The sequence below is a fragment of the Sphingomonas natans genome, assembly GCF_030546695.1.
GTDB lineage: Bacteria > Pseudomonadota > Alphaproteobacteria > Sphingomonadales > Sphingomonadaceae > Sphingomonas_I > Sphingomonas_I natans.
The window spans coordinates 528,928-551,383 of sequence record NZ_JAUOTP010000001.1; the positions used below are offsets into that span (position 1 = coordinate 528,928).

At 66.8% G+C, this 22,456-nt stretch carries 26 protein-coding genes, 1 other RNA gene and 2 pseudogenes; 9 read left to right on the forward strand and 20 right to left on the reverse strand.

Features of this window, described 5'->3' with window-relative positions:
• Position 1 precedes the first annotated feature (1 nt).
• From Q4F19_RS02480 to Q4F19_RS02500, 5 genes are all read right to left on the reverse strand, one after another.
• Positions 2-421, reverse strand: a complete 420-nt coding sequence (locus Q4F19_RS02480) for a secondary thiamine-phosphate synthase enzyme YjbQ (protein WP_303539951.1) — start codon at positions 419-421, stop codon at positions 2-4.
• A gap of 8 nt (positions 422-429) precedes the next feature.
• The gene (locus Q4F19_RS02485) at positions 430-873 is read right to left on the reverse strand and encodes a DUF3035 domain-containing protein (protein WP_303539553.1); all 444 of its coding nucleotides are present in this window, start codon (positions 871-873) and stop codon (positions 430-432) included.
• Positions 866-1,363 (reverse strand): signal peptidase II, encoded by a 498-nt coding sequence (gene lspA / locus Q4F19_RS02490; RefSeq protein ID WP_303539554.1) that lies wholly within the window; start codon positions 1,361-1,363, stop codon positions 866-868. Before lspA ends, Q4F19_RS02485 begins: the two co-directional genes overlap by 8 nt.
• Positions 1,363-4,338, reverse strand: a complete 2,976-nt coding sequence (ileS, locus tag Q4F19_RS02495; RefSeq protein ID WP_303539555.1) for an isoleucine--tRNA ligase — start codon at positions 4,336-4,338, stop codon at positions 1,363-1,365. Before ileS ends, lspA begins: the two co-directional genes overlap by 1 nt.
• A 132-nt stretch (positions 4,339-4,470) precedes the next feature.
• A complete protein-coding gene (locus Q4F19_RS02500; protein WP_303539556.1) occupies positions 4,471-5,406 on the reverse strand; it encodes a bifunctional riboflavin kinase/FAD synthetase in 936 nt (311 codons plus the stop codon).
• 89 nt (positions 5,407-5,495) lie between these two features.
• On the opposite strand from Q4F19_RS02500, the pseudogene Q4F19_RS02505 reads away from it, so the two are divergent.
• Positions 5,496-5,621 (forward strand): annotated as a pseudogene (locus Q4F19_RS02505) (type II toxin-antitoxin system VapB family antitoxin); the annotation flags it as partial.
• Positions 5,622-5,727: 106 nt separating this feature from the next.
• Here Q4F19_RS02505 and Q4F19_RS02510 read toward each other — a convergent pair.
• Positions 5,728-6,201 carry a dihydrofolate reductase gene (locus Q4F19_RS02510; RefSeq protein WP_303539557.1) on the reverse strand — a complete coding sequence of 158 codons (474 nt, stop codon included), beginning with the start codon at positions 6,199-6,201 and terminating at the stop codon, positions 5,728-5,730.
• Positions 6,198-6,992, reverse strand: coding sequence for a thymidylate synthase (locus Q4F19_RS02515; protein WP_303539558.1), 795 nt, complete (start codon positions 6,990-6,992; stop codon positions 6,198-6,200). The genes Q4F19_RS02510 and Q4F19_RS02515 overlap by 4 nt, the downstream gene beginning before the upstream one ends.
• Before the next feature lie 128 nt (positions 6,993-7,120).
• Between Q4F19_RS02515 and Q4F19_RS02520 the strand changes: the two genes are divergently transcribed.
• The 3 genes and pseudogenes from Q4F19_RS02520 to Q4F19_RS02530 all read left to right on the forward strand — a co-directional run.
• Entirely contained in the window at positions 7,121-7,348 is a 228-nt protein-coding gene (locus Q4F19_RS02520; RefSeq protein WP_303539559.1) for a JAB domain-containing protein, read from the forward strand.
• A 73-nt stretch (positions 7,349-7,421) separates the two neighbouring features.
• A protein-coding gene (locus Q4F19_RS02525) for an IS630 family transposase (RefSeq protein ID WP_303539560.1) occupies positions 7,422-8,368 on the forward strand; the annotation gives its coding sequence in 2 pieces (ribosomal slippage) (positions 7,422-7,773 and positions 7,773-8,368; 948 coding nt in all).
• A 15-nt stretch (positions 8,369-8,383) separates the two neighbouring features.
• Positions 8,384-8,572: pseudogene (locus Q4F19_RS02530) on the forward strand (JAB domain-containing protein); the annotation flags it as partial.
• A gap of 4 nt (positions 8,573-8,576) precedes the next feature.
• Here Q4F19_RS02530 and rnpB read toward each other — a convergent pair.
• The 9 genes from rnpB to Q4F19_RS02575 all read right to left on the reverse strand — a co-directional run bounded on the left by rnpB (position 8,577) and on the right by Q4F19_RS02575 (position 16,092).
• Positions 8,577-8,967, reverse strand: an RNA gene (gene rnpB, locus Q4F19_RS02535) — RNase P RNA component class A.
• 38 nt (positions 8,968-9,005) lie between these two features.
• Positions 9,006-9,716, reverse strand: coding sequence for an N-acetylmuramoyl-L-alanine amidase (locus tag Q4F19_RS02540; protein ID WP_303539561.1), 711 nt, complete (start codon positions 9,714-9,716; stop codon positions 9,006-9,008).
• Between the two features lie 50 nt (positions 9,717-9,766).
• Positions 9,767-10,600, reverse strand: coding sequence for a CheR family methyltransferase (locus Q4F19_RS02545; RefSeq protein ID WP_303539562.1), 834 nt, complete (start codon positions 10,598-10,600; stop codon positions 9,767-9,769).
• Positions 10,591-11,640: a chemotaxis-specific protein-glutamate methyltransferase CheB gene (gene cheB / locus Q4F19_RS02550; protein WP_303539563.1), complete on the reverse strand. Its 1,050-nt coding sequence runs from the start codon at positions 11,638-11,640 to the stop codon at positions 10,591-10,593. Before cheB ends, Q4F19_RS02545 begins: the two co-directional genes overlap by 10 nt.
• A gap of 74 nt (positions 11,641-11,714) precedes the next feature.
• The gene (locus Q4F19_RS02555) at positions 11,715-12,083 is read right to left on the reverse strand and encodes a response regulator (RefSeq protein ID WP_303539564.1); all 369 of its coding nucleotides are present in this window, start codon (positions 12,081-12,083) and stop codon (positions 11,715-11,717) included.
• A gap of 78 nt (positions 12,084-12,161) precedes the next feature.
• Positions 12,162-12,599, reverse strand: a complete 438-nt coding sequence (locus Q4F19_RS02560; protein ID WP_303539565.1) for a chemotaxis protein CheW — start codon at positions 12,597-12,599, stop codon at positions 12,162-12,164.
• Positions 12,600-14,927 carry a chemotaxis protein CheA gene (locus tag Q4F19_RS02565; protein ID WP_303539566.1) on the reverse strand — a complete coding sequence of 776 codons (2,328 nt, stop codon included), beginning with the start codon at positions 14,925-14,927 and terminating at the stop codon, positions 12,600-12,602.
• Positions 14,928-14,990: 63 nt separating this feature from the next.
• Entirely contained in the window at positions 14,991-15,632 is a 642-nt protein-coding gene (locus Q4F19_RS02570) for a histidine phosphotransferase family protein (protein ID WP_303539567.1), read from the reverse strand.
• A gap of 76 nt (positions 15,633-15,708) precedes the next feature.
• On the reverse strand, positions 15,709-16,092 hold the full coding sequence (locus tag Q4F19_RS02575) for a M67 family metallopeptidase (RefSeq protein WP_303539568.1): 384 nt from the start codon (positions 16,090-16,092) through the stop codon (positions 15,709-15,711).
• Between the two features lie 147 nt (positions 16,093-16,239).
• On the opposite strand from Q4F19_RS02575, the gene Q4F19_RS02580 reads away from it, so the two are divergent.
• The 3 genes from Q4F19_RS02580 (at position 16,240) to Q4F19_RS02590 (ending at position 18,742) form a co-directional block, all read left to right on the forward strand.
• Entirely contained in the window at positions 16,240-17,190 is a 951-nt protein-coding gene (locus Q4F19_RS02580; protein ID WP_303539569.1) for an RluA family pseudouridine synthase, read from the forward strand.
• 64 nt (positions 17,191-17,254) lie between these two features.
• Positions 17,255-18,163, forward strand: a complete 909-nt coding sequence (gene rpoH / locus Q4F19_RS02585; RefSeq protein WP_303539570.1) for an RNA polymerase sigma factor RpoH — start codon at positions 17,255-17,257, stop codon at positions 18,161-18,163.
• 174 nt (positions 18,164-18,337) lie between these two features.
• Positions 18,338-18,742 (forward strand): hypothetical protein, encoded by a 405-nt coding sequence (locus Q4F19_RS02590; RefSeq protein WP_303539571.1) that lies wholly within the window; start codon positions 18,338-18,340, stop codon positions 18,740-18,742.
• A gap of 87 nt (positions 18,743-18,829) precedes the next feature.
• Here Q4F19_RS02590 and Q4F19_RS02595 read toward each other — a convergent pair whose 3' ends face one another.
• Together Q4F19_RS02595 and Q4F19_RS02600 are read right to left on the reverse strand one after the other, a co-directional pair.
• Positions 18,830-19,060, reverse strand: coding sequence for a helix-turn-helix domain-containing protein (locus Q4F19_RS02595; RefSeq protein ID WP_303539572.1), 231 nt, complete (start codon positions 19,058-19,060; stop codon positions 18,830-18,832).
• On the reverse strand, positions 19,060-19,686 hold the full coding sequence (locus Q4F19_RS02600) for a hypothetical protein (RefSeq protein ID WP_303539573.1): 627 nt from the start codon (positions 19,684-19,686) through the stop codon (positions 19,060-19,062). The genes Q4F19_RS02595 and Q4F19_RS02600 overlap by 1 nt, the downstream gene beginning before the upstream one ends.
• A gap of 86 nt (positions 19,687-19,772) precedes the next feature.
• Here Q4F19_RS02600 and Q4F19_RS02605 point away from each other — a divergent pair, with 86 nt between their 5' ends.
• On the forward strand, positions 19,773-20,408 hold the full coding sequence (locus Q4F19_RS02605) for an acyloxyacyl hydrolase (RefSeq protein ID WP_303539574.1): 636 nt from the start codon (positions 19,773-19,775) through the stop codon (positions 20,406-20,408).
• Positions 20,409-20,430: 22 nt separating this feature from the next.
• Here Q4F19_RS02605 and Q4F19_RS02610 read toward each other — a convergent pair whose 3' ends face one another.
• Positions 20,431-20,814 carry a MerR family transcriptional regulator gene (locus Q4F19_RS02610; RefSeq protein WP_303539575.1) on the reverse strand — a complete coding sequence of 128 codons (384 nt, stop codon included), beginning with the start codon at positions 20,812-20,814 and terminating at the stop codon, positions 20,431-20,433.
• A gap of 69 nt (positions 20,815-20,883) precedes the next feature.
• Between Q4F19_RS02610 and Q4F19_RS02615 the strand changes: the two genes are divergently transcribed.
• Positions 20,884-21,627: a glutaredoxin gene (locus Q4F19_RS02615; protein WP_303539576.1), complete on the forward strand. Its 744-nt coding sequence runs from the start codon at positions 20,884-20,886 to the stop codon at positions 21,625-21,627.
• Positions 21,628-21,636: 9 nt separating this feature from the next.
• Here the strand turns inward: Q4F19_RS02615 and Q4F19_RS02620 are convergent, their stop codons facing one another.
• Complete coding sequence (locus Q4F19_RS02620) at positions 21,637-22,434, reverse strand: transporter (protein ID WP_303539577.1); 798 nt, start codon at positions 22,432-22,434, stop codon at positions 21,637-21,639.
• Positions 22,435-22,456 lie beyond the last annotated feature (22 nt).

The following is a 22,456-nucleotide window of genomic DNA, read 5'->3' on the forward strand; positions in this document are numbered from 1 at the left end:
GCTATTCGCCCAGCAGATGCAGCGCGATCGCGCGGCGGTGCGGGCGGCGGCGGTGCTCGAACAGGTAGATGCCCTGCCACGTGCCCAACGTAGGCACGCCGCCCGAGACCGGTATCGTCAGCTGGACCTGCGTCAGCGCAGTGCGCAGATGCGCGGGCATGTCGTCCGGCCCCTCGTCGTCATGCGCGTAAGCAGACGGGTCCTCGGGCGCGATCCGAGCAAAATACGCCTCCAGATCGGTGCGCACCTCGCGCGCCGCATTCTCCTGGATCAGCAGCGACGCGGAGGTGTGGCGGCAGAAGAGCGTGAGCAGGCCGGTGGCCATGCCCTGCTCCCCCGTCCAGTCGACGATCTCGCGCGTGATCTCGACGAGGCCCTGCCGCCGCGTCTCGATCCGAAGCTCGCCGCTCGCCTGCCGCAGCACGGCGCTTATTGCGGCGCGGGCGCGCTCGAGGGGGTCGAGGCCTTCGCATCCGTGCCCGCGCTCGGCGGCGCGTTCAAGATATCGCGCGTCGCTGATCCCTTGTTGACGGTCGTCGTGCCGGGCGACCCGGCCTCGCTGCGGATGCCGGGCGCCGCGGGCGGACCGGCGGCCTGGAGCATCGCCTGCTCTCCGGCGCTCGGCTGCACCTGACCGCCGAACAGAGCGTTGAGCGCCTGAGTCGAGCTGTCGGCTTCCTGCGGGCGGGGCTCACCGGGACGCGGCGGCACGAGCGCGAAATCGGGCGGCACCACCAGCGGCTGCGCGCGGCCGACGACGAACTCGTCGGGACCGGAGCGGCCCGCAAACACGCCCTTTGGCGTCTTCGCCGCGCAACCCGCCAGGGTCAGGAGCGCCAACGGCACGGCCGCGACCCAGATACGCTTAGACATTCTCTTTCTCCGCAGGCGATGCGTCACGCACGAACAATGCGCGCACGGCCAAAAGTACGACGCCGACGCTAATCGCCGCGTCGGCAACATTGAAGACCAAAAAGGGCGACCATGCGCCGAAGTGAAGGTTGAGGAAGTCCGCGACATAGCCGAGCCGCACCCGATCGCCGATATTGCCGATCGCGCCGCCGAGGATCGAGCCCAGCGCGAGCGCATCGATCCGGTTGCGTTCGCGCAGCAGCCACACGAGCACGCCGATCGCGATCGCGGCGGTGACGGCGGTGAGAAGCCAGCGCTCGGCAGTGCTGCCCGCGACGAGGAAGCCCATCGAGACGCCGTAATTCTCGACCCAGATCAGCCGGAAGATCGGCAGCAGATCGACCGGCCCGCGCGCCGGCAGCGCGATCGGCCCGATGATGATCCATTTGGTGATCTGGTCGGCGAGCAGCACGATCAGGGCCGTGAGAAAGCCGGCTACGCGCGCCGGCATCAGCCGACGACCTCGGTGCAGCGCGCGCACAAGGCGCCGTCCTCCGTCACCTCGGGCAGATGCCGCCAGCAGCGCCCGCACTTCTCGAGCTCGGTCTTGGCGACCTCGAAGCGGACCAATTCACCCTCGCCGGCTTCTGGGATCGGGGGATGATCGCAGATCGACACCGTCGACGTGATCGCGATCTCGGCGAGATCGACTGAGCGGATAAGATCGACATCTTCGCTCGCGTACGTGTGAACTGTCACGTCAGCCTCGAGGCTCGATCCGATGACCTTGCCGCGCCGCAGCGGCTCGATCTCGCCGGTCAAAGTCGTGCGCAGCGCGCGGATCCGCTCCCACTTCATGCGCAGATCGTCGTCCTGCCAGCCGGCATCGACCTCGGGCCATTCCAGCAGATGGACGCTGCCGCCCTCGGGATAGCGCGTGCCCCACACTTCCTCCGCGGTGAAGCACAGGATCGGCGCGGCATAGCGGACGAGCGCGTGGAACAGAGTGTCCAGCACCGACCGATAGGCGCGCCGCTTGGGATCGCCGGCCGCATCGCAATAGAGGCTGTCCTTGCGGATATCGAAGTAGAAGGCCGACAGATCGTTGTTGCAGAAATCGCCGAGCGCGCGCGCATAGCGATTGAACTCGAACGCCGCGGTCGCCGAGGCCAGCTCGCTGTCCAGCGCGGCGAGCTGGTGGAGCATGTAGCGATCGAGCTCCGGCATCGCCGCGAAAGCGATCGTCTCCGCATCCGAAAAACCCTCAAGCGCGCCCAGCAAGTAGCGGAATGTGTTGCGGATCTTGCGATAGGCATCGGAGGTGGTGGCGAGCACCTCCTTGCCGATGCGGACATCCTCGAAATAATCGGTCGAGGCGACCCACAGGCGCAGGATATCCGCGCCGCTCTCGCCGATGATCTTGAGCGGATCGACGACATTGCCGATCGACTTCGACATCTTGCGGCCCTGCCCGTCGAGCGCGAAGCCGTGCGTCAGCACCGCATCGTAGGGCGCCCGGCCGCGCGTGCCGCAGCTTTCGAGCAAAGACGACTGGAACCAGCCGCGATGCTGGTCCGACCCTTCCAGATACAGGTTGGCGCGCACATCCTTGCCGTAGCGCGCCTCGACGGTGAAGACGTGCGTGCAGCCGCTGTCGAACCAGACGTCGAGAATGTCGCGCTGCGGCTCGTAGTCGGCCGTGTCGTAATCAGGTCCCAGCAGCGCCTGATGATCGGCCGCGAACCACGCATCCGCGCCGCCCTCCTCGAACGCTGCAACGATGCGCGCGTTGACTGCCGGATCAACGAGATAGGCGCCGCTCTTCCTGTCGAGATAGAGCGCGATCGGCACGCCCCAGGCGCGCTGGCGCGAGATCACCCAATCGGGCCGGCCCTCGACCATCGCCCCGATCCGGTTGCGCCCCTTGTCGGGCACGAAGCGGGTGTGCGCGATCGCGTCGAGCGCGAGTTCGCGGAGGGTGGGGGCATTGCCTGCTTCCCCTCCCGCCTGCGGGAGGGGATTGAGGGGTGGGCCTCCAACACCAGCCGCCAACGCGCCAGCAGCAGCATCGCTGCCCACCCCCGATCCCTCCCGCAGGCGGGAGGGGAGGTTTGCCCCAAGCGGCTTATCCATTCCGATGAACCATTGCGGGGTCGCCCGGAAGATCACCTTGGCCTTGGAGCGCCACGAATGCGGATAGCTGTGCTTGAAGTCAGCGCTCGCCGCGAGCAGCCCGCCCGCTGCGCGCAGGTCCGAACAGATCGGCCCGTCCGGCGCGTTGAATTTGGGATTGATGACGCTGCCCTGCCCGCCGAGCCAGCCCCAGTCCGCCCGATACTTACCGTCGCCCTCGACCGCGAAGACCGGTTCGATACCGTTCGCCTTGCACAGCAGGAAATCGTCCTCGCCATGATCCGGCGCCATATGGACGAGGCCGGTGCCCGCATCGGTCGTGACGAAATCGCCCGCCAGCATCGGCCGTGGATTGGCGAAGAAGCCGCCGAGATGGTGCATCGGGTGGCGAACGAGCGTGCCGGCGAGGTCCGAGCCAAGCCCTACCCACTTAAGCTCCCAAAGCTGATTTGGGCCTAGCTGACTCTCTAGTCTGTCTTGGAAAGCCGTTCTAAGCTGGCGAGCGATCAAATACGCTACGGGCGAAGCATTTTCTCGAAGATCACCCGGCACGAAGGAGATTAATTCGTACTCAACCTCCGGCCCATAAGCCAAAGCCTGGTTGACCGGGATCGTCCACGGCGTCGTCGTCCAGATCACCGCATGTGCGCCGACCAGCTCCGGCACCGCGCTCTCGACGATCTCGAACGCCACATCGATCTGCGTCGAGGTGATGTCCTCATATTCCACCTCGGCCTCGGCCAGAGCGGTCTTTTCGACTGGGCTCCACATCACCGGCTTGGCGCCGCGATAGAGCTGGCCGGTCTCGGCGAACTTGAGCAGTTCGCCGACGATCGCGGCCTCGGCCTCGTACTTCATCGTCAGATAGGGATCGTCCCAGTCGCCCATGACGCCCAGCCGCTTGAACTGCTCGTGCTGCACGCCGACCCAATGCTCGGCATAGGCCCGGCATTCGGCGCGGAACTCCGCAACCGGCACGGCATCCTTGTCGAGTTTCTTCTTGCGATAGGCCTCCTCGACCTTCCACTCGATCGGCAGACCGTGGCAGTCCCAGCCCGGCACGTAGGGCGCGTCCTTGCCGAGCAACGACTGGGTGCGGACGACGATGTCCTTGAGCACCTTGTTCATCGCATGGCCCATGTGGATGTCGCCATTGGCGTAGGGCGGGCCATCGTGGAGGATGAAGCGCTCGCGCCCGGCGCGTGCGGCGCGCAGCCGGCCGTACAGATCGTCCGCCGCCCATTTGGCGAGGATCGCGGGCTCCTTCTGCGCGAGGCCGGCCTTCATCGGGAAGTCGGTCTTCGGCAGGAAGACGGAGGAGCGGTAGTCGGGTGTTTCGGGAACGTCGGTCATCAATTCTTCCGTTCCGTTCGTGTCGAGCAGCTTCGAGCCTGTCGAGAAGCGGCGGTCGAGACACCGCGCGCGCCATCTCGACTTCGGTTCTCGACTAGGCTCGAACCTTCGCTCGATGCGAACGGGGTTGGTTCAAGTCGCCACCGCGCTTAGGCGGCGGCGCGCCTCTTCGCAATCGGCGTCCATCTGCGCGACGAGCGCGTCGAGCCCGTCGAACTTCGCCTCGGGGCGGAGGAACGAGACCAGCTCGACCTCAATCACGCGATCGTAGAAGCTTTCGGCAAAGTCGAAGAGATAGGTTTCCAGCAGCTCCTTGGGCGGATCGAAGGTCGGGCGGATGCCGAGATTGGCCGCACCCGCGATCACGCGCCCGTCGTCGAGCCGCGCGCGCACCGCATAGATGCCGTAGCGCGGCCGCAGATAATCGCCCAGATCGACGTTGGCGGTCGGATAGCCGATCGTCCGCCCGCGCTTGTCGCCGTGGATGACGACGCCCTCGATCCGGTGCGGCCGCGTCAGGAGCGCCGTCGCCGTCTCGCACTCGCCCGCGATCAGCGCCTGGCGGATGCGGGTCGAGGAGATCGGGCCGTCCGCGTCTTGGATCGGGGCGACCGCCTCGGCCGTGAAGCCGTGGCGCAGGCCCAATGCGGCCAGCATCTCGGTCGTACCCGAACGCGCCTGGCCAAACGTGAAATCGACGCCCGTCACGATACCCGCAGCGCCAAACCAGGCTGCCAGCCGCTCATCGACAAACCGCTCGGGCGAGAGCGCGGCGAGCGCGGCATCGAAGCCGATCACGATCATCGCATCCACGCCGGCACCTGCGAACAAGCGTGCGCGTTGGTCGATCGTCGTCAGCCGCGACGGCGGCAGATCGGGGCGGAAGAAAGCCGCCGGATGCGGATCGAAGATCGCCGCCAGCGCAGGCCGCCCCTCGGCTCGGGCCCGCGCCACCGCGCGCCCGACTACCGCCTGATGGCCGAGATGGAAGCCGTCGAAATTGCCGAGCGCGATTACCCCGCCGCAAAAAGCCGCCGGCAGCGGCGCGTCACCTGTCAGCCGCTCCATGCGGGGGCGTATAGGCAGCGCGGGCAGAGCTGCCAACGGCATGATTTGAACCTCGATTGATGCTAGATCAAAGCACGAGGGGTGACGCGATGCGAACAACGCTGGCTCTGGACGACGAACTCATTCGGCTGGCGCAGGCGCTTACCGGCATATCCGAAACATCGCCGCTCGTGCGCGAAGCGCTCACGGCTTTGATAGAGCGTGAAAGCGCGAGACGCCTCGCGCGGCTTGGCGGCAGCGATCCGCAGCGATGGCAACGCGACGCGACAGGACAGTATGATCGCAGGCTCGCTGCGCTCGCTTCCGACCTCGGATCGTCGCCTAACCTCGCTCCAGCGTCACGAAATCGAAATCCGGCCCGCCAAGTTCGCGCTTCGCGATCCGCCAGCCTTCGCCCAGCGCCGGCATCTTCGTGTCGCCATCCACCGTGCGGTGCACCTCGGTCAGCTCGATCCGGGTCGCGCGATCCATGAAGAGCGCGTAGATTTCGGCGCCGCCGATCACCGCCACCTCGGGCGCGTCGCCAACCAGGGCCAGCGCGTCATCCACCGTCGCCACGCGCTCGGCGCCGAGAGCTTCCCACGCGGTATCACGCGTCAGGACGATATGGCGGCGGCCGGGCAGCAGGCCGGGCAGGCTCTCGAACGTCTTGCGGCCCATGATCATGGGCTTGCCCATCGTCAACGCTTTGAAATGCCTCAGGTCCTCGGGCAGCCGCCACGGCAGGCCGCCGTCGCGGCCGATGATACCATTGTCCGAGCGCGCAACGTAAATAACGACGGCAGGGCCATTCATACCGCGACCGCAGCCTTGATGTGCGGCTGCGCGACATAGTCGATCAGCGCGAAATCCTCATAGGCATAGGCATCGATCGCGTCGGGCTTGCGGAAGATTTCGAGCCGCGGCAGCGGACCCGGCGTGCGCGTCAGTTGCTCGCGCGCCTGATCGAGATGATTGACGTAGAGGTGGCAATCGCCGCCGGTCCACACGAAATCGCCGACCTCGAGCCCGCATTGCTGCGCCAGCATGTGCGTGAGCAGGGCATAGCTCGCGATGTTGAACGGCACGCCGAGGAAGACGTCGGCCGAGCGCTGGTAGAGCTGGAGGCTGAGCCTGCCGTTCGCGACATGCGTCTGGAACAGGCAATGGCAGGGCGCGAGCGCCATGCGCGGCTGGTCGGCCGGGTTCCAGGCCGAGACGATCTGGCGGCGCGAGGCGGGATCGCGGTTGATCAGGTCGATCAACGCCCTGATCTGGTCGATATGGACGCCGTCCGGCCCCTCCCAGTCGCGCCACTGCTTGCCGTAGACGGGGCCGAGATCGCCATCCTCGCGCGCCCATTCGTCCCAGATCCTGACGTTGCGCTCCTGCAGCCAGCGGACATTGGTGTCGCCGCGCAGGAACCACAGAAGTTCGACGATGATCGAGCGCAGATGCAGCTTCTTGGTCGTCAGCACGGGAAAGCCGGCCGAGAGATCGAAGCGCATCTGATGGCCGAAGACGGACAAGGTGCCGACGCCGGTGCGGTCGTCCTGGCGCACCCCATCGGCAAGGATGCGGCGCATGAGATCCTGATAGGCCTTCACGCAGCGCGGTCTAGCGCCGCCCTTTCGATCCGCCAAGTCGTCGCGAAGCCTCCGAAACGGATCGATCCGCGCTGGAGCCGCCCGCCCCGCCCGAAGCACTGTTCGCGCCATGTCTCGGGGGATCGAACGTGCTGCTTGGCGTCATCGGCGGTCTGGACGTGGCGGATACCGGGGCCGCGGCGGCATTGCTGGAGCCGGCCTTGCTCAATCTCGATCACGAGCAGTTTCATGTCCTCCATCTCGGCACGCGGCTGCGGCTGATCTGGCACGAGGCCTATGCCTCAGGATCCGAAGGCGGCGTCGATGTGCCGCTGCGACGATTATTCTCCGATGCGCTAGAGCATGTTTCGACCTGACTAACTCGCGTGGGATTCCCAAAGCTGTGACGTTCTGATTCAAGCTGCGTGCTGGCGAGGGAGGCTGGCATGCATGACCAGAGCGCTGTCGGTTGATCTTCGCAGACGGGTAATTGCCGCGGTCGATGGTGGTGCGTCGTGCCGCCAGGCGGCCGAGCGGTTCGGAGTGAGCGCATCGAGCGCGATCCGCTGGCATGCCCTGTCGCGGACCGTTGGGGACGCGAGTCCCAAGCCGCAGGGCGGGGATCGCCGTTCGGGGCGGATCGAGGCGCATGCCGCTGTGATCCTGGCTGCGCTTGAGGGGAAGCCGGACATCACGCTGGCCGATCTGCGGGACGAGCTTGCCGGAGGCGGGATCGGCGTCAGCATCGCCGGCCTGTGGCGGTTCTTCCAGCGGCGGCGGATCACGCTCAAAAAAAGACCGGGCATGCCGCCGAGCAGGATCGTCCCGACGTTCTGAGCCGGCGTGAGGCATGGTTCGAGGGCCAGCTCGATCTCGATCCGCACACGCTGGTGTTCATCGACGAGACCGGTGCCAGCACCAAGATGGCCCGGCTCCATGGACGAGCGCCGCGCGGCGAGCGGCTGCGGGCGGCGATTCCGCACGGGCACTGGAAGACGACTACCTTCGTCGGCGCGCTCAGGCTCTCCGGCATGACCGCGCCGATGGTGCTCGACGGCCCGATGACCGCCGAGTGGTTCCTCGCTTACACTGAGCAGGTGCTCGTGCCGACGCTGCGCCCCGGCGATGTCGTGATCCTCGACAATCTGCCAGCCCACAAGGGCAGCGCCGTCCGCGCGGCGGTCGAGGCAGCCGGAGCAACGCTCCTGTTCCTCCCGCCCTACTCGCCGGACTTCAATCCCATCGAGAACGCCTTCGCCAAGCTGAAGACGCTCCTGCGCAAAGCCGCCGCCCGCACCGTCGATCACCTCTGGCGCGTCATCGGCGAGTGCCTCGACGCCTTCACACCCTCTGAGTGCGCCAACTACTTCAAAGCCGCTGGATATGACGCATACTGATCGAAAAATGCTCTAGCACTGGAAAGCCGCGCCCTGGTGCTCGCGCACAACCACCCCGCCGGCGATCCGATGCCCAGCCGTGCGGACCGGGTCGTCACGCGCCGGATCGTCGAGATCGCGCGGCCGCTGGATATCAAGGTGCTGGATCACCTGATCTTCGGATCGGGCGGCTGGCGGAGCTTCCGCCAGCTCGGCCTGATGTGAGAGTGATGCCAGAGGGCCTGTAAGCCGGGTTCTGTCCACCCCGTCTCCGGGGATGGGCGACCATTCCTCTAGGACGACGCTTGCGCGCCGCCTCAAGCAACCAACCCGGACGACCGGATCGAGCAGATCCCTATGCCGTCCCTATTCGGTCTTGCTCCCGGTGGGGTTTGCCATGCCGCCCCTGTTGCCAGGCGCGCGGTGCGCTCTTGCCGCACCCTTTCTCCCTTACCCGGATTTCCACCCATATTGATGGGAGGAGCCCGCCGGGCGGTATCCTTTCTGTGGCACTTTCCCTGAGGTCACCCTCGCCGGGCGTTATCCGGCACCGTCACTCTGTGGAGCCCGGACTTTCCTCCCCTCGTCTTGCGACAAGCGGCGGCCGCCCGGCCCTCTGGCGCGGCGGCAGGTACGCCGCGTCGCAGCCCCTGTCGAGTCAGCCTTGCGAGCGCTTGGCCTCGGCCGCCTTGTCGCCGCCGGTCAGCAGCGACAGCAGGATCGCGCGCGTCTGCCCGTCTATCTCGCCATCGATCCGCTCGGGCCGATAGCGGCGCTGGAACGCGCGCACGGCCGCAGAGCCATCGATCACCTCATAGCCGAAGCGTTCGAGCGCGAGCAGGAAGCCGCCTTCGCTCCAATGCGGATCGGTCAGATATTTCACCGGCCGGGGCAGAGCGAGCCGGACCTTCGCCAGCCGTTCCCAATCGAACAGCTCGCCCGGATCTTCCTTGCGCGTCGGCGCGATATCCGAATGGCCGACGATATTGCCGCGGGTGATGCCATATCGCCCGCAAATGTCATGCATCAGCGGCAGCAGCGCTTCATATTGCGCCTCGGTGAAGGGCCGGTAGCCGAATTCGTGCCCGGGATTGACGATCTCTATCCCGATCGACGCCGAATTGACGTCGTCGATGCCGCGCCAGTGCGATCGGCCGGCATGCCAGGCACGCTTGGATTCCTCGACGAGCCGCAGGATCTGGCCATCTTCGGCTATGATATAATGGCTGGAGACCTTGGCTGCCGCGTCGGTCAGCCGCGCAATCGCAGACGCGGCATCCTGCATCCCGGTGTAATGGAGCACCAGGATCGAGAGGGGCAGCTTGCGCTCGTCGAAATTCGGAGACGGGCAGTCGATGATCTGAGGCATGGGCTCTCGCTGCGGCCGGGCCTCCAGCATAGCGCCGCCGGACCGATCCGCTAGTCCTGCGCCGCCTGCCAGCCTTTCAGGCGGTAGAAACCGCGCAACTCGCGGTCCGCTTCGAAGGCGTCGCTCTGGCCGAGCACGGTCTCGCCCGCCCCGAGGAAGAGCAGCCCGTCGGGCGCCATCGACTGGGCGATCCGATCGAGCACGCTTCGGCGCGTCGCGATCGGAAAATAGAGCAGCACGTTGCGGCAGAGCACGATATCGAACCGCCCCGCAGGGGCGGCCTCCATCAGATTGTGGACGGCGAAAGCGATCGTCCGCCGTAGCTCCATCTTCGCACGCCAGCTCTCCGCCTCGGGCTCGAACCAGCCGAGCATATCGCCGATCGGCAGGCCGCGCTGGATCTCGAGCTGGCCATAAAGCCCCTCGCGCGCGCGAGAAATGGCCTGTGGCGAGACGTCGGTGGCGAGGATCGACACATCCCAGTCCTGCCAGCGCTCCGTGGCGCGATGCAGCTGGATCGCCAGGGAGTAGGCCTCTTGGCCGGTCGAGCAGCCCGCAGACCAGATGCGCAGGCGGCGCGTATCGATCCGACGTTCGGCAATGGCCGGGAGCGCCTCGTCCGCAAACGACCGGAACGCTGCGATATCGCGGAAGAAGCTCGTCTCGTGATTGAGCAAAGCCTCGACCACGTCTTGGATCAGCCGTCCTTCCTCGGCCCGGCCGAGCCGCGTCGCGAGCTGATCCAGCGAATCGAGTCCCTCGGCTTTCAGGACCGGACCTAGTGCGGTTTCGATCCGCCAGCGGCGGGCGGCGAGGAGTTCCTGTCCGGTCGCGCGTTCCAGCAACTTCGAAAATGCCCCTGCGGCGAGCGGGCTCATATCCATGGAGTGGCTCCGCGCGATTCGATCCGATCCGCCACTTCGCGCGCCAACGAAGCAGGCGGCAGTGCGAGACGGGCGATGCCGCTGCTCATCACCGCACCAGGCATTCCCCAAACGACCGAGCTTCCCGCGTCCTGCGCGAGAATCTCGCCGCCCGCCGTGACCATATCGGCCGCGCCAATCTCTCCATCCCGGCCCATCCCGCTCAGGATGAGACCAAGGCCGCCGGCCCCGTAGATCGTGGCCACGGCGCTCAGCATCGGATCGACCGACGGCGTGCAGCCGGAGGGCATGCGCCGACGCTCCAGCTTGACGTGGACGGTGCCGCGCGTGCGCGCGAGGCCCAGATGCGCATCGCCGGGCGCAAGCAATATCGCTCCCGGCGCGAGCGGCATGCCGTCGAGCGCCAAGCGGGTCGGCCGGCCCGACATCTCCTGAAGCTGCCCGGCGAAATAGGGCATGAAGGGCGCGGGCAGATGCTGCGTCACGAGGATCGGCGTTTGGATCGAGGACGGGAATACCGAGAAGAAGGAGGCAAGCGCGTGAACGCCCCCCGTGGAGGCTCCGATCGCGATGCATTCGATTCCGCGGGCCGCTGGCGATGGCGCGGGCAAGTCCTGCTCGGCGATCGCCAGCGCGCGGCGCGCACCGCCGCTTTGCCCTGCCGGTGCCGCCGCGATCCGCCGAACCTTCTCGATCAATTCCTGCGCGAAGCTGCCCGCGAGCCGCCCAGCGCCGGGCTTCAGCAACGTATCGGCCGCGCCGAGGCGGAGCGCATGCAGGCTGGACGCCGCGCCGTCGCTGCAGGCGGACGATACGACCATCACGCGACGGCCACCGCGCTCGATCATCGTCGGCAACACTTCGAGGCCGCCCATGTCGGGCATTTCGAGATCGAGCAGGATGAGATCGGGCTGATGGACGTCGAGCGCCGCGAGCGCGGCGCGCCCGCTCCTGGCCTCGGCGACGACGACGATGTCGGGCTGCGCCTCGAGCATCCGAACCAGCACGGCGCGCGCGACGATCGAATCATCGACGACCATCACCCGAATCGGGCGATCAGCTCTGCGGCTGGCGGCTTCCGCGCTCATCGTCTGACTGCCCTGCAGCGGCCGCGTCAGGCGACGCCGACGATCTGCAGCTTGCTCTCGATCGTATCGCGATCGAACGGCTTCATCACATATTCGTCGGCGCCCGCTTCGATCGCGGCGCGGATATGCGCGCTGCCATTCTCGGTCGTGCAGAACACGACCTTGGGGCGGCGGGGCAATTCGGCTTCGCCCAGCGCGCGCAGGAATTCGATGCCGCTCATCACCGGCATGTTCCAGTCCAGCAGGATCACGTCGGGCGGGACCATGGTGGTGCAGTGGGTCAGCGCCTCCTGCCCGTCGCCGGCTTCCGCGACCGTGAAGTCGAGCGCCTCCAAGATATGGCGGGCAACCTTCCGGATCACCTTCGAATCGTCGACAACCAGGCAGGTCTTCATGATTTCGTCCATCCTGTTGGGCGGAATAGTTCGGACGCCGTCTTAGGCATCGGGGTGTAAGGATCGGGTTAAGACCGGTCAGGCGGCGGCCGCCTGTTCCTCGCCCCCGAGGATCAGTTGGGCCGGATCGATCAGCAGGATATCGCCCCGCTCCGTTCCCAGCCGCCCGATCGCGACGCGCGCCCAGCCCGGCTCGAGCTTGGCGACCAATGGCGACGGTGCGCCGGCGCTCGCGACATCCTCGACCGCTTCGACTAGCAGCGCATAGCTGTGCCCGTCGATGAGGATGACGACGGCTTCGGGCATGACCGCGCCCTCGATCTTGCCCAGACCGAGCGCCGCGCGCGAATCGATCACGGTCAGCACGCGGCTGCGCAGCGCGAACAGCCCGGCGATGTGCGGTGCCACCCGGGGCACGCGAGTGATATTGTCGATCTCGACGACCGAACCCACTTCGTTGGCGTCGATCGCGACAAGCTCGCCGGCGATCCGGACCATCAGATACAGACGTTCCATTCAGCCCCTCCCAGCCCGCGCGGCGGCGGCGACGGCATCGAGCAGGCTCGCCCGATCGTAGCGCCAGATCGAGCCGCTTTCGCCCTCGCCGGCCTCCGCGGCGGCACGCAGGCGGATGCAGGGCACCTCCAGCTCGCTGCCCCCGACGGCGCCGATGACGACATCGATGCGCTCCGTGGCGGCGACATCTCCGAACAGCACGCGGTAGCCTGCGGCGACCAGCACCGGTTCCAGGAACTGGCGCGCCCACGGATCGCGTTCGTCGGCGATCAGGCAGGTCGGCGCACGTTCGGATCGCGGCGCGATGCGGCTGGCGAACAGCCAATGGGCATCGAGCAATTCGACCTGGTCGCCATCGAGCAGCGTGATCCCCGCAATCGGTCCGCTCGCCGCGACCGGCGTGAATTCGGTGCCGAGATCGACGATGTCGATCACCACGTCGATCGCATAGGCGATCCGGCTCTGCCCATCCCCGAGCTGGAGCACGCGCAGCCGGCCGGCGGCGGGGAGCGGGCCGCCGGCGATGAGCGGGACGATCACGCCTTGATGCGCAAGATTAAGAAGGCCGCCCGTCTCGGCGACCTGCTCGCGCCCGACATCCTCGATCCGCTCGACCAGTCCCAGCCGCACGGCCCGCCTGATCCCGTCCAGATCGCGAAACAGCAGGGTCGGCACGGCAACGGCACCGTCCGGCTCGGCAGCCGGCTCCTCCTGGATCTGCTCGCTGGCGGTGGCGACACCGGCTGTCGCAGCAAGACCGGCCACGTCGAACAGCAGGATCGGGCGGCTGTTGTCGGGCAGGGTCGTGCCCGCATAGATGCCGGTCGCCATGATCGCAGGCGCTGCCGGTTTCACGACAAGCTCCTCATGATCGAGGACCGCATCGACGAGCAATGCGAACGGCTCGCCCCCGCCCGAGCGGACGACGAGCAGGACCGGCCAGCGGCTCGCCACCTCGGCGCTTTCGGAGCCGAGAAACGCGCCCAGATCGATGACGGGCAGGCTTCGCCCGCGGATATGGGCGACGATCGCGCCGCCGATATGCTGGAGGTTCACGTCGCCGCGTCCGACGCGGACGATTTCCTCGATCGCGGAGCGCGGCACGGCGAAATTATGCTCGCCCGAGGCGATGATCAGCGCGGGAATGATCGTCAGCGTCAGCGGCAGGCGCAACGTCAGGCGCACGCCATGACCGGGCCGGCTGTCCAGATCGATCATCCCGCCGATCCGCTCGATATTGGCGCGGACGACGTCCATGCCGACGCCGCGGCCGGAAATCTCGGTGACGCTGCTGGCGGTGGTCAGGCCGGGCAGGAAGATCAAAGCGAGCTTGCGCTGCAGCGTCATGCCCGCGACCTGCTCGGCGGTGACGAGCCCGGCGGCGAGCGCCTTGGCGACGAGCCGGTCGGCATCGATGCCGCGGCCATCGTCGATCGCATCGATCAGGATCTGGTTGCCCGCCTGGCGCGCGGAGACGCGCAGCCGGCCCGACGCGGACTTGCCGGCGGCGATGCGCTCCTCGGGCAGTTCGATCCCGTGATCGATCGCATTGCGCACGATATGCGTCAGCGGATCACGGATCATCTCGATCATCTCGCGATCCAGCTCGACGTCGCCCCCGTCGATATCCAGCTGGACCGTGCGGCCGAGCTGCGAGCACAGGTCGCGGACCATGCGCGGCAGGACCGAGAAGAGGCCGTCGATCCGCGCCATGCGCGTGCGGGTCACCGCATCGCGCACCTCGGCGACGCATTGCGACAAGCGCTCGAACGCGACATCGGCCGCCGTGTCCGTGCCCGATGAGCGTAAAGCGCGCGACAATTCGTTGCGCGCCAGCACCATGTCCGAGACGCCGGCCATCATCCGATCGAGCAGATCGACCGGCAGGCGGATACTGCGCGATACGACGCGCGGCGCGTTGGTCGGCGCGGCCTGGGCGGGGCCGGCGACGGCTTCGGCCTCGCCCGGCTGGAGCGCCGCGATCAGCAGGCTGTCGATGCCGTCGGGCAGCGATTCGCCGCTCTCCATCGCGTCGGTCAGCTCGCCGATGCGATCGATGATGGCGAGCACGGCGCTGACGAGCGCCGCATCCGGTGTCCGGGCGCCGTCGCGGACTTCGGCGAGCACGTCTTCAGCCGAATGGCTCAGCCGCTGGAGGCGCGGCAGATCGAGGAAGCCGCAGCTCCCTTTTACGGTGTGGACGAAGCGGAAGATCGCATCGAGCCGCGTCCGGTCGCCCGGATCGGCTTCCCACGCGACCAGTTCGCCCGCGATCGCATCGAGGGTTTCCCGTGTCTCGGCAATGAAATCGGTAAGGAGATCGTCCATCGGCAAGCCCAGCGCACGCCTCGATGCGCGGGCTGCTCATCGCAGGAGATGGTAAAAAGAGGCTTAAGCAGGCGCCATGACGGCCGGGGCGGTGACGCCGAACAGGAGAATGCCGTCTTCCTCCGAAAAACGCAGCGAACGCCCTTCGCGCCGCGCGAGTTCGCGGATCAGCAATGCGCCGGCCGTACGCGACGACATCGCATCGCCGACATCCTCCCCTTCCAGCAGTGCGCGGATCTCCGCATCGATCACGAGCCGCGGCCCCTCGGCGCGGATGACGACCTCGTCCGCCTCGACGCCGACATCGAGCCGCCCGCCGCGCACGAGCGCATCGAGCGCGATCAGAGCGAGATTGAGCAGGATGCGCGTCGCGCCGCGCGACAGGTTCGACTGATCGACGAGCCAGCCGAAATGGACGCGCTTGTTGCCGCGGACGATGCCCTCCAGCGCGGCCTTCGCCTCGCGCGCATCGATATCGTCGCCATATCCGCCCGCCGCGCCGAAGGCCAAGCGGAAGAATTTGAGCTTGTCCGCGGACGCGCGTGCGCTGTCGGCGAGCAACTCCATGCACTGAGCGCGCATCTCGGGATCCTGCTCGTCCTGGAGCAACTCGAGCCCGTTGTTGAGCGCCCCGACAGGGCTCAGCAGATCGTGGCACAGGCGCGAGCAGAGCAGGCTCGCAAATTCGACCGATACATCCTGCATGGACATTCCAATCCCCGGTTGCCGAGCGGCAAAACGCGGCTTCTGACGGTTGTCGCGGCGGAGCGCAACCTTGGCCCTACGCGATCGACAGCGGAAGCGGCGCGAAGCCGTGCGGCCCGGCCTGCCACAGACCCGCCTCGCCTCGCGCGAGGATCAGCCAGAGCCGACCCGGCTCCGCGGCGACCATGTCGCGCGACGAGGGCAAGAGCGAGCCCGAGGGGTGCGAGTGATAATGGCCGACGAGGCGCGCCCCCCCTGCCCGCTCGGCGCGATGCGCGGCGATGAGCGCGGCTGGATCGATCTCGAACATGTCCTCGGGGCGGACGGCGACATTGGCGGTCGGCACGACGGCGTCGATCCGATCCTCCGTGCCGAAGAGCAGACCGCATATCTCGCGCGACGGCGATGCCGCGGCGAGCGCGATCAGGCGATCGAGGCACTGGCGGCTGATGAAGGTCACCGCGCGACCTGCTAATCGCGATCGGGAAACGTGTCGAGCCGGCCGTCCCGGCGTGAAATTCGCAAGGCGATCCAGGACGAAGGCAGTCGCCAGTCGCCCCGCCGCCGATCTTGAAAATCGCCCCCTCCCTCCCATATCCGAGACCGGATGGATGCGGGGGTATCGACCAAATTTGCGAGCGTGCCGGATGAGGCCGCTGGCTGGCGTCTGGACCGGACGCTGGCGGTGCTTATCCCGACGCTGTCGCGTGAGCGGCTGAAGGCGCTGATTTCGTCGGGCAGCGTGACGCGCGACGAGACGCTTGTCCGCGATCCGGCGATCAAGGTGAAGGCGGGCGACGCCTATGTGGTCACCGTCCCCGATCCCGCGCCGACGCACAACGCGGCGCAGGACATCCCGCTCGTCATCGCCTTCGAGGACGAGCATCTGATCGTCGTTGACAAGCCTGCCGGGCTGGTCGTTCACCCGGCCTGCGGCAATCTGGACGGGACATTGGTGAATGCTTTGCTCCACCATTGCCGGGGCTCGCTCTCGGGCATCGGCGGGGTCGAGCGGCCGGGCATCGTCCACCGGATCGACAAGGATACGTCGGGGCTGATCGTCGCCGCCAAGACCGATCGCGCGCATGCGGGGCTCGCCAAGCAATTCGCCGACCACTCGATCGACCGGCGCTACAAGGCGATCGTCTCGGGCCGGCCGCGCCCGGCCAAGGGGAAGGTCGATGCGCCGCTCGGGCGCAGCCCCCATGATCGCAAGAAGATGGCGATCGTCCGCGACGGCAAGCGCGCGGTCACGCATTACGACACGATCGAGACGCTCGACGGGGCGAGCCTCGTCGAGTGTCGGCTGGAGACGGGCCGGACGCACCAGGTGCGCGTCCACATGGCATCGATCGGCCATTCGCTGCTCGGCGACCAATTCTATGGCCAGCCGAGCCGGGAACAGCGCAAGCTGCTGGCGAGTTTGGGTTTCGAGAGGCAGGCGTTGCATGCGGCACGCCTCGGCTTCATCCATCCCGTGACAAGCGAAACTATGGCGTTCGAAAGTAGTATTCCCGCAGACATGCAGGATCTATTCAGACGTCTTCTGCTAGGGTGATCAACAGACGGGGGAGGCCTGGCAGGCCGCCTCCGGGGCGCACTGCCCAGGGAGATCTACGAACATGGCCATCAAGTCCTCCACCCCCGCGACCATCCCGGCGCTCGGCGGCGAGGCGGGTCTCAATCGCTATCTATCCGAGATCCGGAAGTTTCCGCTCCTCCAGCCGGAGGAGGAGTATATGCTCGCCAAGCGCTTCCAGGAGCATGGCGACACCGAGGCGGCGGCGAAGCTCGTTACCAGCCACCTGCGACTCGTGGCGAAGATCGCCATGGGCTATCGCGGCTACGGTCTGCCCACCGCCGAGCTGATCAGCGAAGGCAATATCGGCCTGATGCAGGGCGTGAAGAAGTTCGAGCCCGATCGCGGCTTCCGCCTCGCCACCTATGCGATGTGGTGGATCCGCGCCTCGATCCAGGAATATATCCTGCGTTCGTGGAGCCTCGTGAAGATGGGCACGACCGCGGCGCAGAAGAAGCTCTTTTTCAACCTCCGCCGGATGAAGAGCCAGCTCGACGCGTTCGAGGAAGGCGATCTCAACGCCGTCCACGTCGCCAAGATCGCGACCGACCTCGGCGTGACCGAGGACGAGGTCCACTCGATGAATCGCCGGATGGCGATGGGCGGCGACACGTCGCTCAACGTGCCGATGCGCGAGGATGGCGAGGGCCAGTGGCAGGATTGGCTGGTCGACACCGATCCGCTGCAGGACGAGCGCCTGGCCGACAGCCAGGAGAAGGACGTCCGCCACGACATGCTGACCGAGGCGATGGATAGCCTCAACGATCGCGAGAAGCATATCCTCGCCGAGCGCCGGCTGGCCGACGATCCCAAGACGCTGGAAGAGCTCAGCCAGGTCTATGGCGTGAGCCGCGAGCGCGTCCGCCAGATCGAGGTGCGCGCGTTCGACAAGCTCCAGAAGGCGATGATGCGGATCGCCGGCGAGAAGCGATTGCTGCCCGCGATGGCATGATGATGCGCCGTCACTCCCGCTCCGGCGGGGGTGACGGCGGCTGCCAGCGTGACGCCAAACGCAATAGGCCCTGACGGGTCATTCGACTAAAGTATAGGGTATTGCGCAATATAGTCGGCGGTGGCTTCCTCGCCATTTGAGCGATCGTTAACTGCGCCCGCCTAGCGCATCGTCATGCTCAGCAATCCTGTTCCAGTTGTACTGCCGCCGACTTACGCGATTCACGAAGAAGAGCATGAACGCGTCGTGCGGATGGTCGTCGCAGGTTTCTTCGATCGCGAGACCTTGCTCCGCCATTTCGCCGACAATGCGGAGTTCGTCACCCGGCGCAGGGCGGCGGGCCGGCCGATCCGGGTGCTGATCGACGCGCTCAAGCTCCAGCCGCATACGGTGGAAAACCAGGCGATCGTCATGCAGTCGTTCGAGCAGATCTATCGCCCGGACGACCGGGTCGCGATCACCGTCGAATCCAGTCTCGTGAAGATGCAGATGCGGCGCACGCATAGCTTTGGCGAGATCATTGGCTTCTTCGTCTCCGAGACCGCCGCGATGACATGGCTGCTGGCGCATGACGGATAGGGTCCATTTTTCATAAGGGGGCGGCTGCCGTAGCTCGCCCTTGTCCAGCGTGCGGCAGCTGACGCACGAGCGCCGCCCCTCCCCGTCTCACTCCTCGATCGTCAGGTCCTCGTCCGATGGGACATAGCCGAGTATGTCGCCCGGCGTGCAATCGAGATAGCGGCAGATCGCCGCGATCGTCGCGAAGCGGACGCCCTTCACCTTGCCGGACTTGAGCAGCGACAGGTTCGATTCGGTGATCCCGATCGCCTTGGCCAGTTCGTTCGAGCGTATCTTGCGCTGCGCCAACACCACATCGAGATTGACGATCACCGGCATCAGACGAAGCTGGCCACGTCGCGCTCGGCCCGGCCGCCGGCATCGATCGCCCAGGCGACCGCGACCGCCGCGAGCGCGAGCAGCAGATCGCAGGCGAGCCGCAGGAAATCGACCTCCAGATACCACATCGCCCCCGATGGCGTGCCCGGAAACAGGATCATCGCGCTCAGGCTGTCGGTGACCGGCGGCGCGATCGCCGCGACCAACGCCGCCAGCGCGGCACGGCGCAGCCAGGGCAGAGCTTGCGCCAGATCGTCACCGACGCGCGCCGCCAGCCGCCGCAGCGCGAGGCCGACCGCCAGCATGAGCGCCGCGAACGGCAGGCCGCGGATCAATTGCGTCGCGGCCAGCCCTGCGCGCACGATCGGCCGCGCCACATGATGCGCGAACGCCGCCTGCGCCGTTCGGGACGCGGCGAGCGCCGGGCGGGCGTCTTCGGGCGCGAGATCGATGAGCGGCGTCCGGCCGGTGCATCCCGCCGCGCCGCACCGCACGGACAAAGCGGGCCGGGCCATCGAGACGGCCGTCCCGACCAGGCTGACCAGCCCGACCAAAAGGAACAGAGCGGCCGCGAGACGCACGATCCGCGCACGGCGCGGGGACAGCGAATATGTGTCCAACATCATATTCTTTCTGTTTGACGATAATAATCCGCCTTTTTACATCAATCATCGCGGCTGGACGACAGCCATTGCGCGAAGGGGGATCGGGGATGGACAGGGTGAGTGGCAGTTTCGTCATAATCGTGGCGTGCGTGCCGTTTCCGGCACGGGCTCAGAGCGAGCCCCTGCGTCCGGGCGCCGAGATCGCGATCGGCTGGCTCGACCACGGCATTCGAAAGCCATTCCGGAGCGCGCCGCCGCCCGGCTTCATCTATGAAGGCGAGGAGGAGCGCCACACGGCCGATCTCCAGTTCGTCTATCGCAGCGCGCCGCTGACGGTAGCGCTCAAGCCGCGCCTGACCGCGCGCCTGCAGCTCAACACGGCGGGACGGACGAGCTTCGCCAGCCTCGGCGCGGAATGGCGGCAGCATCTGCTGAACGACAGGGTCTATGCGCAGACGGGCATCGGGCTGACGATCCACGACGGCTATCGCATGACGCCCGATCCCTTCGCCCCCGGCCTGTCGGATGCCGAGGCCGCGCGGCGATACCGGCTCTATTCGCGCCGGACGTCGTTCGGCTCGCGCGTCCTGTTCAACCCGAGCCTGTCGCTCGGCGTGCGGCTCGACACGCGCTGGGCGATCGAGGCGGCGTTCGAGCATTTCAGCCACGCGCAGCTGTTCGGGAAACAGAATCCCGGCATCAACACGATCGGACTGCGGCTCGTGCATGCGCTGGGGCGGTGAGGCCGATCGGTCGCCGCTCTATCTAGCTTTCGAACGCCTCGATGATCGGGCATGGTCCCTTTGCCGAGGCGCCGCATTCGTGTGCAAGCCTGGCGAGCGACGTGCGCGCTTCGGTTAGCAACGCGATCTTCGCGTCCAGTTCGGCGATGCGCTCCAGAGTCAGCGCGCGCGCCTTCGCGCGGTCGTGGCTCGCATCGAGTGCGAGAAGTTCGCCGATAGCTTCCAACGTGAATCCCGCCGCCTGCGCCTGTCGGATGAAGCGCAGCCGGCGCAGATCGGCTTCCGCATAGCGACGGATCGCGCCGGCGCGCTCGGGCACGCGCATCAGCCCGCGTCTTTGGTAGAAGCGTATCGTCTCGACCCCGACCCCGCCGGTCTGCGCGAGCGCGCCGATCGTGAGCTCCATCCTGCTTGACTCCGTACCGTGGTACGGCGGCTATACGGCGGCCCGGCAAAGACCGACAGGGTGAAGACGATGGTGACGACCACAGCCAAGCAGGCGACAATCTATCGGATGACGATCGGAAAGTCGGTCTGCCCGCACGGGCGCAAGGCGCTGCATCTGCTCAAGAGTCAGGGCTTTGCGGTCGAGGATCACACCTTCCGGACGCGCGAGGAGACCGACGCGTTCAAGGCCGCGCAGGGCGTGACCTCGACGCCGCAGATCTTCATCGACGGGGAGCGTATCGGCGGCAATGACGATCTGCGCCGCTATCTAGGCAAGAAGGTCCGCGATCCCAGGGCGGTGACTCATCGGCCGGTGATCGCGGTGTTCGCGGTGACGGCATTGATGGCGTTGGCTGCGAGCTATGGGGCGTTCGGCGCGATCGTGCCGGGGATCGTCTTCCAATGGTTCATCGCGTTCAGCATGTGCGTGCTCGCGATCCTGAAGCTGCGCGATATCGAGAGCTTCTCGAGCATGTTCCTGGGCTATGACCTGCTCGCGCGGCGATGGCTGCCTTATGCCTATCTCTACCCCTTCGGCGAGGCGCTGGCGGGGTTGCTGATGATCGCAGGCGCGCTGCGCTGGCTCTCGATCCCGATCGCGCTCTTCATCGGCACGATCGGCGCGGTCTCGGTCATCAAGGCGGTCTATGTCGACAAACGCGACCTCAAATGCGCGTGCGTCGGCGGCGACAGCAATGTGCCGCTCGGCTTCCTGTCGCTGACCGAGAATGTGATGATGGTCGTGATGGCGCTGGTGATGCTCGTCGTCTGAGCAGCGCCCTCAGAAGCGGCGGACCACGCCCCAATAGGCCTCGATATCGGGGCTCGATCGGTTGAGCCCGGCGACGCCGCCGACATCGAACTGGAGATTGTCGCCGATCTTGTAGGCGAAGGAGGCCGATGCCAGCGTTGTCGTCGCGTGCCCCGAGGGATCGCGGTCGCGGATCGCCTGCACTTCGAGCTCGAGATCGAGCTGCTTGGTCAGGCCGAAATCGACGCCGGCCGTGCTGCCCACCGCCAGATGGCGGCCATTGCCGCTCTCGTTCGCCGCCGCATCCGCCTCGGGCGTGAACTGGAGGTGGAGATCGGGATTGATCTCGAACGAGACGGGCACGAGCAGGCTCGCGCTCCAGGTGCCCGCGCCAATCGGCTGGCGGCCGACGGGGATCGACACCGACGGCAGCACCGCGAGCGAGAAGCCCTCGCCGTCCGGGTTTGCGAGGTTCTGCTTGAGGCCGAGCGTGATGTCGCCCGTCCGGTGCGCGGTCTCGATGTCGCCGCTCATCTTGTCGCGCTCGCGCTCGCGGCCATAAGCGCTCCAGCCGAGGCGGACTTCGGTCGTCGGGCCCACGCCGAAGCGGCCGAGCATGTTGCCGAGCAGGAACGTGTCGGTGCGGCTGTCGGCATTGCTGTCGTGCGTCCAGTCGGCGAGACCCGTCTCGATCTGCAAATGGCCGGCGTCCACCGTGCAGGCGGGCGTGCCGAGGCCGGGCCGATCGGTGCACAGATCGCGCAGGTCCGCCGCCGTCGCGGGTGCCGCCGCCAGCATCGTCGCCGCTATCGCCCAGATCCGCATCATGCCCCGCCCCTTTTCGTTCGGG

Bases quoted from the DNA above. Each gene is read 5' to 3' on its own strand.
- Q4F19_RS02485 (WP_303539553.1), bottom strand. From the start codon at position 873: ATGTCTAAGCGTATCTGGGTCGCGGCCGTGCCGTTGGCGCTCCTGACC.
- lspA (WP_303539554.1), bottom strand. From the start codon at position 1,363: ATGCCGGCGCGCGTAGCCGGCTTTCTCACGGCCCTGATCGTGCTGCTC.
- ileS (WP_303539555.1), bottom strand. From the start codon at position 4,338: ATGACCGACGTTCCCGAAACACCCGACTACCGCTCCTCCGTCTTCCTG.
- Q4F19_RS02500 (WP_303539556.1), bottom strand. From the start codon at position 5,406: ATGGAGCGGCTGACAGGTGACGCGCCGCTGCCGGCGGCTTTTTGCGGC.
- Q4F19_RS02510 (WP_303539557.1), bottom strand. From the start codon at position 6,201: ATGAATGGCCCTGCCGTCGTTATTTACGTTGCGCGCTCGGACAATGGT.
- Q4F19_RS02540 (WP_303539561.1), bottom strand. From the start codon at position 9,716: ATGCCTCAGATCATCGACTGCCCGTCTCCGAATTTCGACGAGCGCAAG.
- Q4F19_RS02545 (WP_303539562.1), bottom strand. From the start codon at position 10,600: ATGGATATGAGCCCGCTCGCCGCAGGGGCATTTTCGAAGTTGCTGGAA.
- cheB (WP_303539563.1), bottom strand. From the start codon at position 11,640: ATGGTCGTCGATGATTCGATCGTCGCGCGCGCCGTGCTGGTTCGGATG.
- Q4F19_RS02555 (WP_303539564.1), bottom strand. From the start codon at position 12,083: ATGAAGACCTGCCTGGTTGTCGACGATTCGAAGGTGATCCGGAAGGTT.
- Q4F19_RS02560 (WP_303539565.1), bottom strand. From the start codon at position 12,599: ATGGAACGTCTGTATCTGATGGTCCGGATCGCCGGCGAGCTTGTCGCG.
- Q4F19_RS02565 (WP_303539566.1), bottom strand. From the start codon at position 14,927: ATGGACGATCTCCTTACCGATTTCATTGCCGAGACACGGGAAACCCTC.
- Q4F19_RS02570 (WP_303539567.1), bottom strand. From the start codon at position 15,632: ATGCAGGATGTATCGGTCGAATTTGCGAGCCTGCTCTGCTCGCGCCTG.
- Q4F19_RS02580 (WP_303539569.1), top strand. From the start codon at position 16,240: ATGGATGCGGGGGTATCGACCAAATTTGCGAGCGTGCCGGATGAGGCC.
- rpoH (WP_303539570.1), top strand. From the start codon at position 17,255: ATGGCCATCAAGTCCTCCACCCCCGCGACCATCCCGGCGCTCGGCGGC.
- Q4F19_RS02590 (WP_303539571.1), top strand. From the start codon at position 18,338: ATGCTCAGCAATCCTGTTCCAGTTGTACTGCCGCCGACTTACGCGATT.
- Q4F19_RS02595 (WP_303539572.1), bottom strand. From the start codon at position 19,060: ATGCCGGTGATCGTCAATCTCGATGTGGTGTTGGCGCAGCGCAAGATA.
- Q4F19_RS02600 (WP_303539573.1), bottom strand. From the start codon at position 19,686: ATGATGTTGGACACATATTCGCTGTCCCCGCGCCGTGCGCGGATCGTG.
- Q4F19_RS02605 (WP_303539574.1), top strand. From the start codon at position 19,773: ATGGACAGGGTGAGTGGCAGTTTCGTCATAATCGTGGCGTGCGTGCCG.
- Q4F19_RS02610 (WP_303539575.1), bottom strand. From the start codon at position 20,814: ATGGAGCTCACGATCGGCGCGCTCGCGCAGACCGGCGGGGTCGGGGTC.
- Q4F19_RS02615 (WP_303539576.1), top strand. From the start codon at position 20,884: ATGGTGACGACCACAGCCAAGCAGGCGACAATCTATCGGATGACGATC.
- Q4F19_RS02620 (WP_303539577.1), bottom strand. From the start codon at position 22,434: ATGATGCGGATCTGGGCGATAGCGGCGACGATGCTGGCGGCGGCACCC.